The following is a 13,011-nucleotide window of genomic DNA, read 5'->3' on the forward strand; positions in this document are numbered from 1 at the left end:
TATACGCTCCGTGCATACGGAGGCGTGGCGATGGGCGAAGAATATCGAGCCAAGATTTTCAAGTCTGGCAATTCCGTCGCATTGCGTTTGCCCAAGGCTTTGGGCCTGTCCGACGGCGAAGAGGTCGTACTGGTCCCCCATGAGGATGGCAGCTTCTCCTTCTGGAAGGAGGATCAGGCCCGCGACATCTTCCTGGCGCTATATGGCAGCATGTCGAGCGACTTCATGCAGGAAGGGCGCGGCGATATCGACCAGGGTGAACGGGACTGGACGTCGAACACGCCCCAAGCCGCATGACCAGTCGCTATCTGCTCGACACCAATGTCTGCATCGATTTTTTGCTGGGGCGAAGCGCGTCCTTGGCCGAACGGGTCGGTCAGGCTTTTGGTGGCTTGGCGGTATCGGCCATCACCGCAGCGGAGCTACGGGTTGGCAGTCGCGCGTCCAGTGATCCGAAGGGCGACATGCGCCGGGTCGATGCTTTCCTGGCGATGCTGGATGTCCTGCCGTTCGATGATCGGGCGGCGGCGACCTATGGCGCGGTCGTCCGACAGGTCGGCGTGCGCCGCAAGAGTTTCGATCGGCTGATCGGGGCACAGGCGCTGTCGCTGGACGTGCCGCTCGTCACGCGCAACGAACGCGATTTCGCCGACATACAGGGGCTGAGGCTGGAGAATTGGACGATATGATCCGCGCGATTGTCGCTGCCTTTTGCATCGCGGCGGCCCCGGTGGCCCATGCCGCCGACGCACAGAAGATCGCCGCAGCCATCCCTGAGATCGACCGGCTGTTTGCCGATTTTCAGGTGGATAGTCGGGCACCGGGACTGGTTTATGGCATCGTCGCGGACGGCAGGCTGGTCCATGTGAAGGGCTTGGGCGTGCAGGATCTGGTGCATAAGCGGGCCGTTACGCCCGACAGCCTGTTTCGGATCGCGTCGATGACCAAGGCGTTTACCGCGCTCGCCATCCTGAAATTGCGGGACGAGGGCAAGCTCGGCCTCGATGATCTGGCCGAAACGCATGTGCCGGAAATGCGGGGATGGACCTATCCGACCAAGGACAGTCCGCGTATCCGTATCCGCGACCTGCTGACGCACAGCGCTGGGCTGGTCGATGATAACCCCTGGGGCGATCGGCAAACGCCTCTGCCCGAAGCCGACTTTACCCGGATGTTGCAAACCGGCGTGCCGTTCAGCACTACACCCGGCACGCGTTATGAATATAGCAATTTCGGCTATGCGCTGCTGGGGCGGATCATCGCCAATGTGTCGGGCCAGCCTTATCGCCTTTATGTCGAAGGCGAGCTGCTGGCCCCGCTCGGCATGGCGTCGAGTGGCTATCAGGTGCGCGAATGGCCGGTTGAACAGCGCGCGATGGGCTATCGTTGGGAAGAGGGGCGCTGGACGGTTGAACCGACCATGGCGGACGGGGCGTTCGGGGCCATGGGGGGCTTGCAGACCAGCGCCAAGGATTATGCGCGCTGGGTCGCCTTCCTGCTGTCCGCCTGGCCCGCGCGCGATGATGCGGAGGCGGGGCCGGTGGCACGCGCGTCCGTGCGGATGCTGGCGCAGGGGAGCAATTTCATGGGGGTCGCCCAGCGCAATGGCGCGAGCGGGGCGACGGCATGCCGACAGGCGGCGGCCTATGGCTTTGCGATGCGGGTGGCGCAGGATTGCGACCTGGGGCTGACGCTGGCCCATGGGGGTGGCTATCCGGGCTATGGCAGCCATGTCATGTTGATGCCGGACTATGGCGTGGGCATCTTCGTCTTTACGAACCGCACCTATAATGGCGGCAGCGGCCCGGCCTGGGACGCGGCGGTGGCGCTGCACAAGGCGGGGGCATTGATGGCCCGAACGATCCCGGTGTCGGCGCTGCTGGCGGACGGTTACGCAGCGGCGGGGCGCATCTATGCGGCGGGCGATGTGCTGGCGGCGCGCGATCGGCTGGCGATGAATTTCCTGATGGATCACGACGCGGCGCAATGGGGTAAAAGGATCGCGGCGGTGAAGCAGGAGGTGGGCGCATGTGCGAGCGATGCGCCGGTTGTTGCGACTGGCGCTCTGGCGGGGCGGTTCACCTGGACATGCGAGCGCGGACGGGTGGCGGGTACGATCTTGCTGGCCCCGACGCCCGATGCGCAGATACAGGAACTGTCCTTCACGGTGCGGGCACCCTGACAGCAGCCGTCTGGACGCTGCGGCTGGCATCGCCTAAGCGCAAGACATGCCCCAGATATTCACCGCCCTCTATCTGATCGCCATGCTGGCCGCTGGCTGGCGCTTGTTCGGCCTTGGCTGGTCGCGCGGCCTCAAGATCGCGGCTGCGGTGGCGCTGGTCTGCCCGGTGCCGCTGCTGGTGCTGCTGCCCGGCCTCATTCATCCTGAGCGGCCTTTTGCCGACCTGTTGCGGACCATAGGCCTCACGCTGCTGTTGTGCGGGGCATTGTGCCTGGGCGGAGGCTGGTCCGCCGCCAAGATGCGGGCGCGGCGGCGATGAGCTTTACCGCGCAAGTCCTGACGCTCTACCCGGAGATGTTTCCGGGGCCGCTTGGTGTGTCGTTGGCTGGGCGGGCGCTGGCGGAGGGGAAATGGGCCTGCGATCCCATCCACATCCGCGATTTTGCGGCCGACAAGCATCGCACGGTTGACGATACGCCCGCAGGCGGCGGCGCGGGGATGGTGCTGCGCGCCGACATATTGGCAAAGGCGGTCGATCATGCGCTGGAGCGGCGACCTGACCTGCCCGTCCTCGCCATGACGCCGCGCGGGGTGCCGATCACGCAGGCGCGGGTGCGCGAACTGGCGGAGGGGCCGGGCGCGACGATCCTGTGCGGGCGGTTCGAAGGGTTTGACGAGCGGATTTTCGATGCCCGGCCGATCGAGCAAATCAGCATGGGCGACATCATATTGTCGGGCGGCGAGATGGGCGCGCTGCTGCTGCTCGATGCTTGCGTCCGGCTGCTTCCCGGTGTAATGGGCGCGGCTTCCAGCGGAGTCGAGGAGTCCTTTGAAACGGGGCTGCTTGAATATCCGCATTATACCCGACCGGTCGAATGGGAGGGACGTATGATCCCGCAGGTGTTGCGATCGGGGGATCATGCGAAGATCGCCGCCTGGCGGAAACAAAGGGCGGTCGATGATACACGGCTAAGGCGGCCGGACCTTTGGGAACGTCACAGCGGCGTTCGGGTCCAGTCGCCCTCTGGTGCGCAACGCGACTTGAAGGACTGACGTTTCATGAACATCCTCCAGCAGATCGAGGCGGAAAACATCGCCGCCCTCGGCAAAGAAATCCCCGAATTCCGCGCCGGCGACACGCTGCGCGTCGGCGTGAAGGTCGTCGAAGGCGAACGGAGCCGCGTCCAGAATTACGAAGGCGTGTGCATCGCGCGTTCGAACAAGGGCATGGGTTCGAACTTCACCGTGCGCAAGATTTCGTTCGGCGAAGGCGTGGAGCGCGTATTTCCGCTCTATTCGCCCAACATCGATTCGATCACTGTCGTCCGTCGTGGCGTGGTGCGTCGTGCGAAGCTCTATTATCTGCGCGGCCGCACCGGCAAGCGCGCTCGCATCGCCGAGCGCCGCGACGTGCGCACCGAGGGTTGATCCTTCGGCTGTCCCACGGGATAGCGTAGAAACAGGAAAGGGCGGCGCTCCATCGGAGCGCCGCCCTTTTTCTTTTGCGGCGGATTAGCGGCGGCTGGTCCACCACAGGCCTGCCAGGCTGATCGCGGCGGCGGCGGACATATAGAGGCCGACAAATTCGACGCCCTGGACTGCGATCAGCCAGGTGGCGACGATCGGGGCGAGCGCGCCGCCCAATATGCCGCCCAAGTTGAAGGCGAAGGACGCGCCGGTGTAGCGGAGCTGGATCGGGAAGAGGGCGGGGAGATAGGCCCCCAATGGCCCGTAGACGAAGCCCATCAGGAATAGCGCGAGGCTGAGGATCAGGAAGATTGGCAGCAGCGTGCCCGCGCCCATCATCGGGCCAAAGATCAACCCCATGAAGACCGTGCCGACACAGCCCCAGGCAAGGACGCGGGTCGGGCTGGTCTTGTCCGCCCACCAGCCTGCAATGAGGATGCTAAGCGCCATGAACAGGATCGCGCCAAGCTGGATCGAGAGGAAATCGCTGCGGTCGATGTCGAGCGTGGTGGTGCCGTAGCCGAGCGCGAAGGCGGTCGCGATATAATAGATGGCGAAGCAGGCGACGACGGCGAAGGTGCCCGCGATCGCTGCGCCCAGATGATGTTTGAACAGCGATGCGAGCGGCATGGCAGGTGGCGGTGCTTCGGCCTGGGCGGCGGCGAATTCCGGGGTTTCGGTGAGCTTGAGGCGGACCCAGAGGCCAAGGAATACCAGCACAGCGCTGCCGAGGAAGGGCAGGCGCCAGCCCCAGGCGAAAAACTCCTCTTCGGTGAGGATGGTGCCCAGGATCAGGAACAGGCCATTGGCGGCGATGAAGCCGACCGGCGCGCCCAGTTGCGGGAACATGCCGAAGCGCGCGCGCCAGCCGGGCGGGGCATTCTCCACCGCCAGCAGCGCCGCGCCGCCCCATTCGCCGCCCAGGCCCAGCCCCTGGCCAAAGCGCAGCAGGCACAGGATGAGCGGCGCCCACCAGCCGATCTGCGCATGGGTGGGCAGGAAACCGATGGCCAGCGTGCAGCCGCCCATCAGCATCAGCGAAGTGACCAGCGTTACCTTCCGCCCGACGCGGTCGCCATAATGGCCGAAGACAGCGGCACCCAGCGGCCGGGCGAAGAAGGCGAGCGCCAGGCTGCCATAGGAGGCCATCAACTGCGCCGTGGGCGAGGAGGAGGGGAAGAAGAGCGCCGGGAAGATCAGGCTGGCGGCGGTGGCGTAGATGTAGAAGTCGTAAAATTCGACCGCCGTGCCGACCAGGCTGGCCGTCAGCACGCGCTTGTGCCGCCACATTTCGCCTATGCCGCTCATCTGTTTCATCTCGCTTTCCCCCCTCGTCATTCCAGCGAACGCTGGAATCTCCCTTCTGTTAGCCACTCCCAAAAGAATTGAGATCCCAGCTTTCGCTGGGATGACGGCTATCCTTTTTTGCGTTTCTGGTTGAGCAGTTCATAGGCCATCACTGCCGTCGCTACCGCCGCGTTCAGGCTGTCGGCCTTGCCCAGCATGGGCATCTTCACCAGCAGGTCGCATTCGGCTTCATAGGCTTCGGGCAGGCCCTGCGCTTCATTGCCGACGAGCAGGAAGGACGGGCTTTGGTAGCGCGGTTCCTGATAGTCGTGGGTTGCCTTGAGGCTGGTGCCGATCAGTTCGCCGGGGCCAGCGCGCAGCCAGGTCATGAATTCGGGCCAGCGCGCCTGGGTGATCGACTGGGTGAACAGCGCGCCCATGGAGGCGCGGACCGATTCGACCGAGAAGGGGTCGACGCAATCGTCGATCAGGATGAGGCCGCCTGCGCCGACCGCGTCGCCGGTGCGCAAGATGGTGCCAAGGTTGCCGGGGTCGCGCAGCGATTGCGCGACGATCCAGATGTCCGCTTTGGTACGATCGAGCGCATCCAAGGGCGTCAGCCGGTCGCGATAGACGCCGACCACGGCCTGCGCATTATCCTTGCCGCTGATCTTCGACAGGATGTCCGCGCTGGTTTCGATGACGTCACCGCCCGCCGCTTCCATCGCCGCAATCAGCTCGGTCGCCAGCGGATGGGTGGACCCGGCGTGGAACAGCATTTCGGGCAGCACGCCTTCCTCGCGCGCTTCGGTCAGGATGCGCAGGCCTTCGGCCAGGAACAGGCCTTCGGCCTTGCGGAACTTCTTTTCGCGCAAGGATCGGACACGCTTCACCAGCGGGTTTGAAAATCCGGTGATTTCGCGTGCCACGGTTGCTCGACGTCCCAATTGCCCAAGGAATGGGCTTCTCTATCGACGGAAACGACAAAAGGACAGAGGGCAGGGTCGGCTGGTCGTTCGGAGATGGATTTGATTGCCGAATCTTGCGAAGGAGCGGGCATGGATTCCCAAACGCCCCCACCGCCGCTGCACGTCTCGCCCAAGATAGAGGATGGCTTTTTCCTGGGCGTCGTCGTGCTGGTGTCGATCGCTTTTCTGCTGGTGATCCAGCCCTTCTTCGCGGCGATATTGTGGGGGGTGATCGCCGCCATTCTGTTCGCGCCGATCTATCGCAATATATTGGAGAAAATGCCGACCCATCGCAACGGGGCGGCGTTGATCACGCTGTTCCTGATCCTGGGGATCGTCATCATCCCGGCCTTCGTGCTGGGGGCGGCGCTGTTGCAGGAAGCGGCCTATTTCTACGGCAAGGTCCAGTCGGGGGAGATCGACTTCGCCCGGCTCTTCTCGCAGATGATGGCGGCACTGCCCGACTGGTCGCGCCCCTATTTGCGACGGTTGGGCCTGAGCAATTTCGATGCGGCGCAGGCGATGGTGACGAAGGGCATCACCAGCAGTTTCCGGGTGCTCGCGGCGCAGGCGTTCCAGATCGGCCAGAGCGCCTTCAGTTTCTTCATGGCGCTGGGCGTGATGCTGTACCTCTCCTACTTCCTGTTGCGCGATGGCGAAAAATTGTCGCAGCGCATCGTCGCCGCCGCGCCGTTGCGGGCCAGCCAGCGCCAGGCGTTGATCCAGCAATTCGTCATCGTCATCCGCGCGACGATCAAGGGCAGCATCGTCGTCGCCATCGTCCAGGGCTTGATCGGCGGCATCGTCTTCTGGGCCTTGGGAATCGAAGGCGCCTTGCTCTGGGCGGTGCTGATGGGGGCGTTTTCGCTGTTGCCCGCGGTCGGCACGGCGATCGTGTGGGTGCCTGTCGCCATCTACCTGTTCGCCAGCGGCGCGATCTGGCAGGCGATCGTGCTGGTGGCGTGCGGGGTGCTGATCATCGGGATGGTCGACAATGTGTTGCGCCCGATCCTGGTCGGCCGCGATACGCGCATTCCCGATTATGTGGTACTGATCACGACGCTGGGCGGGATCGAGCTGTTCGGCTTCAACGGCATCGTCATCGGCCCGGTGATCGCGGCGCTGTTCATCGCGACGTGGAACATCTTCACTCGGATGCGGCAGGTGGGTGGCCTCGCGGAAGGGTAAGGCACCGAGCGCTGGCCCGGCCCGCCGGGTGGCCGGCCGGGTGACGCTCGCTTTCCGTTAATCCCCGAAGCTGCGGGGCGCGGGCGCGATGACGGTCATGTTGCCTGCGCCGATTTCGGTCACTTCGAGCGCGCGTTCGGCAACGCCGGAGCGCGAGAAGCGGAATGCGCCGTCGATGCCGGAAAAGCCGCCTGCGTCGCGCAGGCGCGCGGCGGGGAAGGCGCTGCCGGGCTTCCAGTCCTGCGCGATCCGCACCGTCAGCAGCACGGCGTCATAGCCAAGCGAGGACAGGCGGAAGGGCGCGCTGCCGTAGCGGGCGCGATATTTGGTGGCGAGCTGGCGATAGAGGCTGTCGGAAACGCTGGCGAACCAGGCGCCGCGCAGCACCGGGCTCGCCGACAGCGAGCCTTCGGTATTCCATAATTCGGTGCCGAGCAGCCGCGCCGTCGCGCCGCCATTTTTGCGCACGATCGGCGCGATCTGCAACGCGACGCGGCCACTGTCGGCGATCAGCAGCGCGTCATAGCTGGAGGAAGCCTGCAATTTCTTGACCGCCGCCGTCATCGACGCGGGGCTGCGGTCGAAGGTCTGCATCGATACGACCGTGCCGCCCGCCTGCTCGACCGCGCGCAGCAGGGCGTTGCCCGCCCGCTCGCCATAGGTGCCGCGCGGGATCAGCGCGCCGAACTGGCTCAGCCCCTTTTGCCGGGCAAAGCCGACGACGCGCTCGATCGACTGATTGGGGTTGTAACCCATGATATAGACGCCGCTGCCCGCAACGCCGCTGTCGTTGGAGAAGCTGATCACCGGCACATTGGCGCGCGCCGCGATCGGCCCGATCACGCGGGCGTCGTCGGCCAGCAAGGGACCAAGGATCAGGCGGTTGCCATCGGCCAGCGCCTTGTTGGCCGCCGCCGCAGCACCCAGCGCGGTGTCATAGGTGGTGATGCGGACCTTGTCGGTCTTGGTGTCCATCAGCGCCAGCGTGGTGGCGTTGGCGATCGACTGGCCGACGCCCGCATTGGTGCCGCTCATCGGCACCAGCAGCGCGACGCGATGGCGCATGGTGTCGGTCGGCAGGCCTTCGGTCACGGTCGGGCCGGACGGTTGGGCCGGGCCGGTGGGCGTCGTCGGGGCCGGTCCCTTGGGGACGATCGACTGACAGGCGGCGAGCATCAGGGCGCTCGCGGCGAAAGCCAGCCGTGCGCCGCGTTTGAGGGAAGCGAACAAGTCCGCTTGCCGGGAGGCATCCGTCTCTGTCATCTGGCGTCCTTATGGAAACTCAATCATCGGGTCTTGAACCTGGGCTTTATATCGTCGCGGGGCCGATCGGCAACCTTGGTGACCTTACTCCCCGCGCGGCGGAGGTGTTGCGGCTGGCCGATGTCGTCGCGGTCGAGGATACGCGGGTCAGCGCGCGGCTGCTCCGCCATGCAGGCTCTGATCGGCCGATGCTGCCCTATCATGACCATAGCGGCGAAAATGTGCGCCAGCGGCTGGTCGAGCGGATGGCGGGCGAATCAGTCGCCTTGCTGTCGGATGCGGGCACGCCGCTGATTTCCGATCCGGGCTACAAGCTGGTGCGCGACGCGCGGGCGGCGGGGCGCAGCATCACGACGCTGCCAGGGCCAAGCGCGGCGATCGCGGCACTGACCTTGTCGGGCCTGCCGACCGATCGGTTCCTGTTCATGGGTTTCCTGCCGAGCAAGGCCAAGGCGCGGGGCGATGCGCTGGATGAGGTGGCGGGATTGCGGGCGACTCTGGTCTTCTACGAAAGCGGGCCGCGCCTGTCGGAAAGCCTGTCGGCGATGGCGGCGCATCTGGGCGACCGGGAGGCAGCGGTCAGCCGGGAAATCAGCAAGACGTTCGAGGAAACGGCCTGCGGGACGCTGAGCGAACTGTCCGCTCGCTATGCCGATGCCGCGCCCAGGGGCGAGATCGTGGTGACGGTCGGGCCACCGGGCGAAGCGCCCCCCGCCACCGCCGAAGATGCCGACGCGGCGCTGCGCGAGGCGCTGACCCGGCTGTCCGTGTCGAAGGCGGCGGGCGAGGTGGCGAAGAAACTGGGGCTGGACCGGCGCACGCTCTATGACCGGGCGACGGAATTAAAGGGGTGAAGCGCGAAAGCGCCGAGCGACGCGGACGGCAGGCGGAGCGGATCGCGGCCTGGTGGCTACGGCTCAAAGGCTGGCAGATTGTTGGGCGGCGGATGCGGACGGCAGCGGGCGAGGTCGATCTGGTCGCGCGCAAGGGCACGATGCTGGCGTTCGTGGAGGTGAAGGCGCGCGCCACGGCGGCGGAACTGGACCTGGCGATCGACGAACGGCGGTTGCGCCGGGTCGCGGCGGCGGCGGAAATCTTGTGGCATGACCTCGGCAAAGCGGGCGACGATATGCGAATCGACGTCATCCTCCTTGCGCCGGGCCGCGCGCCACGCCATCTGGCGAATGTCTGGCATGGGGGGTGATCTGTCCTTCCATACACCCCTTCGTCACCCTGAACTTGTTTCAGGGTCCATTGGCTCTGCGGCTGCGGATATACGCGGCGGTAGGACGAATGGATGCTGAAACAAGTTCAGCATGACGAGTCATTATATGAGGATGACCCCAATGACGCAGCTCAACCCCCTGACCGTCGCGGTGCAGATGGACCCGATGGAGGGCATCAAGATCGCGGGCGATTCGACCTTTCACATCATGCTGGCGGGGCAGGCGCGGGGGCACAGGCTCTACCATTATCTCGCCCATGACCTGACGTTCCGCGACGGCCGGGTGCTGGCCAAGGCGCGGCCGGTGCATGTGCAGAAGGTGGATGGCGATCATTTCGCTTATGGGCCGGAAGAGATGATCGACCTTGGCCGCGATGTCGATGTCGTGCTGATGCGGCAAGACCCGCCCTTCGACCTGTCCTACATCACCGCCACCCATTTGCTGGAGCGGGTGCAGGATGAGACGCTGGTGGTCAACGACCCTGCCAGCGTGCGCAATGCGCCGGAAAAATTGTTCGTGCTGGATTATGCGCGCTTCATGCCGCCGACGATGATCACCCGCGACCTCGCCGAAGTGCGATCTTTCCTCGCCGAACATGGCGAGATCGTGGTCAAGCCGCTATATGGCAATGGCGGCGTGGCGGTGTTTCATGTCGGTAAAAATGGCGCCAACCTCTCCTCGCTGGTGGAACTCTTCAACGCCTCATGGGTCGAGCCATTCATGGTTCAGGCTTTCATTCCCGGCGTCGCGGAGGGCGACAAGCGCATCGTGCTGGTCGATGGCGAAGTCGCGGGGGCGGTCAACCGCATTCCCGGCGCGGGTGAGATCCGGTCCAACCTGGCGGTCGGCGGCTCTGCGGCCAAGACCGTGCTGACCGACAAGGAGCGCGAAATATGCGCGGCGATGGGGCCGGAACTCAAGCGGCGCGGCCTGCTGTTCGTGGGTATCGACGTGATCGGCGGCGAATGGCTGACCGAGATCAACGTGACCTCGCCGACTGGCATCGTGTCGATCGAAGCGTTCGACGGGACTGACACCGGCGGGCTGATCTGGGACGCGATCGACGCCCGACTCGCAGCGCGCGTGGCGGTTTGAGGCTTTTGTGTTACCCTTCGCCCGTTCGGGCTGAGCCTGTCGAAGCCCTGTCCTTTCTTTCAGGAAGTGCGGCCCTTCGACAAGCTCAGGGCGAACGGAGGATAGGTCGGTACTTCGTTGCGGACGTCAGCGGCCTGCTGGCTGGTGGGCTGTGAGCGATATATGACTGACTGGGTGCTGCGCCTGATCGATGCGGGCGGCTATTGGGGCATTTTCCTGCTGATGGTGCTGGAAAATGTCTTTCCGCCGATTCCGTCCGAACTGATCATGGGCATTGGCGGCATTCGTGTCGGCCAAGGGCGGATGGACATGGGCTGGCTGCTGCTGGCGGGCACGATCGGCACCACGGTTGGCAATTATTTCTGGTATATGGTTGGCCATGTGCTGGGCTTTGCCCGGTTGAAGCCGCTGGTCGATCGCTATGGCCGCTGGGCGACGCTGGAGTGGGGCGATGTCGAGGCGCTGGACCGCTTGTTCGGCAAATATGGCCAGATCGTCGTCTTCGTCTTCCGCTTCATGCCCGCGCTGCGGACGATGATCTCGCTGCCCGCCGGACTGTTTCGGATGGGGCATATCCGCTTCCTGCTGTGGACTACCGGCGGGGCGCTGATCTGGAACATCATCCTGGCTTATGCTGGCTTCGTACTGGGCAAGAATTTCAGCGAGATCGACAAATATATCGGCCCGGCCGCGACAATCTGCGTCGTAGGGGCGGTAATCCTCTATCTGTGGCGTCTAGCAACATGGAAGCCCAAGGCGCCTGTTTGCGAGGAGCGATAGCCACAGCGCTTCGTTCGTCGGTCAGGTGCCTAAACCCGGCTGACTATCGGAGTTTGTTTTGATGTTGATGAAAACCGCGACACTATTGAGCGCTATGTTTCTGGCGCTTGCCCCTACCTCTGTTCTTGCCCAGCCGGGACAGCAATCGGGGAGCACTATCGGACGCAAGGACGATGACCGTCGCGGACCGCAGAAGGCGCAGACCAGCAACCGTGACGACCGCCGCGCTCCCGCCGCCAGCCGGAACGACAATGGGCGGAACAGTGGCCAGAGCCGCCATGGCAATTGGGACAGCAAATGGGGCATCCGCCCGTCCGATCCGCCGCGCAGCTGGGGCAATCGCAGCAACTGGTATCAGCATGTGCGCGCCTGCCAGCAGCGCTATCGCAGCTATAATTCGCGTACCGACCAATATTTCGTGCGTCGGGGCGTAAGCCGCACCTGCACGCTCTGACGCCGCTTCACGCCCGCGGATGGGCGTTACGATAGACGTCCATCAAATGTGCTGCATCGACCTGGGTATAGACCTGGGTCGATGACAGGCTGGCATGGCCGAGCAACTCCTGCAAACTGCGCAGGTCCGCGCCCCGCCCCAGCAAATGCGTCGCGAAACTGTGGCGCAGCGCATGGGGCGTGGTGCGGTCCGACAGGCCCAGTCGACCACGCGCGCCCTGCACCGCGCGGCGGATCAGCGCAGGCGACAGCGGACCGCCGCGCGCGCCGCGGAACAGCGCTTCGTCGCGGGTCATGGGGAAAGGGCATTGTTCGACATAGGCCTCGATCGCCTGGCGCACCTGCGGCAGCAGCGGGACTTGCCGGGTCTTGTTGCGCTTGCCGGTGACGCGCAGCGTATCGGCGAGCGGCAGTGCCGCACCGGTCAGCCCCATGGCCTCGCCAATGCGCAGGCCCGCGCCATAAAGCAGGAGCAGCACCGCCCAGTCGCGCGCGCCGATCCATGGCAGGCGCGCGGTTTCGGCTATGTCCTGCGCCAGCGCGACGGCTTCGTCGGGCGAGATGGGGCGGGGGAGGCCGCGCTTGACCCGTGGCCCCTTGAGCAGCGGCACGCGCGCATCCTCGCCGCCGATAAAGCGTAGAAAACCGCGCACCGCGGAAAGCTCGCGCGCCGCTGACAGATTGCCGATCCCGTCCATCCGCCGCACCGTCAGAAAGGCGCGCAGGTCCGCCTGGTCGATCCGGGCCAGACTGGCGGGGGTCACCGCCGCGCCATGATGGCCCTCCAGAAAGGCGACCAGCCGCTCCGCCGTCGCGACATAGGCGCGCACCGTATGCGTCGACCGGCGGCGGTCGAGCGCGAGATGGTGACGCCAGCGGTCTATGAGGTCGGGGGAGGGCATGGGCGGAAGGATAGGGCAGGTTGGGGGAAATGGGAAATGCGGGATCGGCTTCGCGCATGTCCCTAAAATCCTCCCCTGCAAGGTTCAACAGAGGCACGTGACTCTGTTGAAGGGGACCGGCGAAGCCGGTGGAGGGGTGTCACCCTATCGAGAGGGTGACACCCCTCCGTCAGGGCTACGCCCTGCCATCTCCCCTACCA

General features: G+C 65.0%; 16 protein-coding genes. 12 read left to right on the plus strand and 4 right to left on the minus strand.

The annotated features are described in order from the left end of the window. Positions 1-30: 30 nt before the first annotated feature. The 6 genes from OVY48_RS15215 to rplS are packed head-to-tail and all read left to right on the plus strand — an operon-like array spanning position 31 to position 3,610. Positions 31-297 carry an AbrB family transcriptional regulator gene (locus OVY48_RS15215; RefSeq protein WP_313923418.1) on the plus strand — a complete coding sequence of 89 codons (267 nt, stop codon included), beginning with the start codon at positions 31-33 and terminating at the stop codon, positions 295-297. Continuing rightward, positions 294-689: a type II toxin-antitoxin system VapC family toxin gene (locus tag OVY48_RS15220; protein WP_313923419.1), complete on the plus strand. Its 396-nt coding sequence runs from the start codon at positions 294-296 to the stop codon at positions 687-689. The genes OVY48_RS15215 and OVY48_RS15220 overlap by 4 nt, the downstream gene beginning before the upstream one ends. Next, positions 686-2,182 carry a serine hydrolase domain-containing protein gene (locus tag OVY48_RS15225; protein ID WP_313923420.1) on the plus strand — a complete coding sequence of 499 codons (1,497 nt, stop codon included), beginning with the start codon at positions 686-688 and terminating at the stop codon, positions 2,180-2,182. Before OVY48_RS15220 ends, OVY48_RS15225 begins: the two co-directional genes overlap by 4 nt. Positions 2,183-2,228: 46 nt before the next feature. After that, positions 2,229-2,501 carry a hypothetical protein gene (locus OVY48_RS15230; RefSeq protein WP_313923421.1) on the plus strand — a complete coding sequence of 91 codons (273 nt, stop codon included), beginning with the start codon at positions 2,229-2,231 and terminating at the stop codon, positions 2,499-2,501. Next, positions 2,498-3,235 carry a tRNA (guanosine(37)-N1)-methyltransferase TrmD gene (gene trmD, locus OVY48_RS15235; protein WP_313923422.1) on the plus strand — a complete coding sequence of 246 codons (738 nt, stop codon included), beginning with the start codon at positions 2,498-2,500 and terminating at the stop codon, positions 3,233-3,235. Before OVY48_RS15230 ends, trmD begins: the two co-directional genes overlap by 4 nt. Positions 3,236-3,241: 6 nt before the next feature. Next, a complete protein-coding gene (gene rplS / locus OVY48_RS15240) occupies positions 3,242-3,610 on the plus strand; it encodes a 50S ribosomal protein L19 (RefSeq protein ID WP_037479649.1) in 369 nt (122 codons plus the stop codon). 84 nt (positions 3,611-3,694) lie between these two features. Here the strand turns inward: rplS and OVY48_RS15245 are convergent, their stop codons facing one another. Next, complete coding sequence (locus OVY48_RS15245) at positions 3,695-4,957, minus strand: MFS transporter (RefSeq protein WP_313924801.1); 1,263 nt, start codon at positions 4,955-4,957, stop codon at positions 3,695-3,697. A gap of 107 nt (positions 4,958-5,064) precedes the next feature. Next, positions 5,065-5,865, minus strand: coding sequence for an RNA methyltransferase (locus tag OVY48_RS15250; protein WP_313923423.1), 801 nt, complete (start codon positions 5,863-5,865; stop codon positions 5,065-5,067). Between the two features lie 129 nt (positions 5,866-5,994). Between OVY48_RS15250 and OVY48_RS15255 the strand changes: the two genes are divergently transcribed. Next, on the plus strand, positions 5,995-7,092 hold the full coding sequence (locus OVY48_RS15255) for an AI-2E family transporter (RefSeq protein ID WP_037479535.1): 1,098 nt from the start codon (positions 5,995-5,997) through the stop codon (positions 7,090-7,092). A gap of 57 nt (positions 7,093-7,149) precedes the next feature. Here the strand turns inward: OVY48_RS15255 and OVY48_RS15260 are convergent, their stop codons facing one another. Then, the gene (locus OVY48_RS15260; RefSeq protein WP_313923424.1) at positions 7,150-8,355 is read right to left on the minus strand and encodes a penicillin-binding protein activator; all 1,206 of its coding nucleotides are present in this window, start codon (positions 8,353-8,355) and stop codon (positions 7,150-7,152) included. 11 nt (positions 8,356-8,366) lie between these two features. On the opposite strand from OVY48_RS15260, the gene rsmI reads away from it, so the two are divergent. The 5 genes from rsmI (at position 8,367) to OVY48_RS15285 (ending at position 11,910) form a co-directional block, all read left to right on the plus strand. Then, entirely contained in the window at positions 8,367-9,209 is an 843-nt protein-coding gene (gene rsmI / locus OVY48_RS15265; protein ID WP_313923425.1) for a 16S rRNA (cytidine(1402)-2'-O)-methyltransferase, read from the plus strand. Beyond that, positions 9,206-9,559, plus strand: a complete 354-nt coding sequence (locus tag OVY48_RS15270; RefSeq protein ID WP_313923427.1) for a YraN family protein — start codon at positions 9,206-9,208, stop codon at positions 9,557-9,559. Before rsmI ends, OVY48_RS15270 begins: the two co-directional genes overlap by 4 nt. Positions 9,560-9,701: 142 nt before the next feature. Beyond that, on the plus strand, positions 9,702-10,676 hold the full coding sequence (gshB, locus tag OVY48_RS15275) for a glutathione synthase (protein ID WP_313923428.1): 975 nt from the start codon (positions 9,702-9,704) through the stop codon (positions 10,674-10,676). Positions 10,677-10,838: 162 nt separating this feature from the next. After that, positions 10,839-11,456, plus strand: a complete 618-nt coding sequence (locus OVY48_RS15280) for a DedA family protein (RefSeq protein WP_313923430.1) — start codon at positions 10,839-10,841, stop codon at positions 11,454-11,456. 61 nt (positions 11,457-11,517) lie between these two features. Beyond that, positions 11,518-11,910, plus strand: coding sequence for a BA14K family protein (locus OVY48_RS15285; protein WP_313923431.1), 393 nt, complete (start codon positions 11,518-11,520; stop codon positions 11,908-11,910). A gap of 7 nt (positions 11,911-11,917) precedes the next feature. On the opposite strand, the gene OVY48_RS15290 is transcribed toward OVY48_RS15285, so the two are convergent. Next, the gene (locus OVY48_RS15290; protein ID WP_313923432.1) at positions 11,918-12,811 is read right to left on the minus strand and encodes a tyrosine recombinase XerC; all 894 of its coding nucleotides are present in this window, start codon (positions 12,809-12,811) and stop codon (positions 11,918-11,920) included. Positions 12,812-13,011: the final 200 nt, after the last annotated feature.

Source organism: Sphingobium sp. SA2 (assembly GCF_032227065.1).
Taxonomy (GTDB): domain Bacteria; phylum Pseudomonadota; class Alphaproteobacteria; order Sphingomonadales; family Sphingomonadaceae; genus Sphingobium.

Excerpts from the sequence above, each read along its gene's own strand:
- OVY48_RS15215 (WP_313923418.1), top strand. The coding sequence starts at position 31 with ATGGGCGAAGAATATCGAGCCAAGATTTTCAAGTCTGGCAATTCCGTC.
- OVY48_RS15220 (WP_313923419.1), top strand. The coding sequence starts at position 294 with ATGACCAGTCGCTATCTGCTCGACACCAATGTCTGCATCGATTTTTTG.
- OVY48_RS15225 (WP_313923420.1), top strand. The coding sequence starts at position 686 with ATGATCCGCGCGATTGTCGCTGCCTTTTGCATCGCGGCGGCCCCGGTG.
- OVY48_RS15230 (WP_313923421.1), top strand. The coding sequence starts at position 2,229 with ATGCCCCAGATATTCACCGCCCTCTATCTGATCGCCATGCTGGCCGCT.
- trmD (WP_313923422.1), top strand. The coding sequence starts at position 2,498 with ATGAGCTTTACCGCGCAAGTCCTGACGCTCTACCCGGAGATGTTTCCG.
- rplS (WP_037479649.1), top strand. The coding sequence starts at position 3,242 with ATGAACATCCTCCAGCAGATCGAGGCGGAAAACATCGCCGCCCTCGGC.
- OVY48_RS15245 (WP_313924801.1), bottom strand. The coding sequence starts at position 4,957 with ATGAGCGGCATAGGCGAAATGTGGCGGCACAAGCGCGTGCTGACGGCC.
- OVY48_RS15255 (WP_037479535.1), top strand. The coding sequence starts at position 5,995 with ATGGATTCCCAAACGCCCCCACCGCCGCTGCACGTCTCGCCCAAGATA.
- OVY48_RS15260 (WP_313923424.1), bottom strand. The coding sequence starts at position 8,355 with ATGACAGAGACGGATGCCTCCCGGCAAGCGGACTTGTTCGCTTCCCTC.
- rsmI (WP_313923425.1), top strand. The coding sequence starts at position 8,367 with ATGGAAACTCAATCATCGGGTCTTGAACCTGGGCTTTATATCGTCGCG.
- gshB (WP_313923428.1), top strand. The coding sequence starts at position 9,702 with ATGACGCAGCTCAACCCCCTGACCGTCGCGGTGCAGATGGACCCGATG.
- OVY48_RS15280 (WP_313923430.1), top strand. The coding sequence starts at position 10,839 with ATGACTGACTGGGTGCTGCGCCTGATCGATGCGGGCGGCTATTGGGGC.
- OVY48_RS15285 (WP_313923431.1), top strand. The coding sequence starts at position 11,518 with ATGTTGATGAAAACCGCGACACTATTGAGCGCTATGTTTCTGGCGCTT.
- OVY48_RS15290 (WP_313923432.1), bottom strand. The coding sequence starts at position 12,811 with ATGCCCTCCCCCGACCTCATAGACCGCTGGCGTCACCATCTCGCGCTC.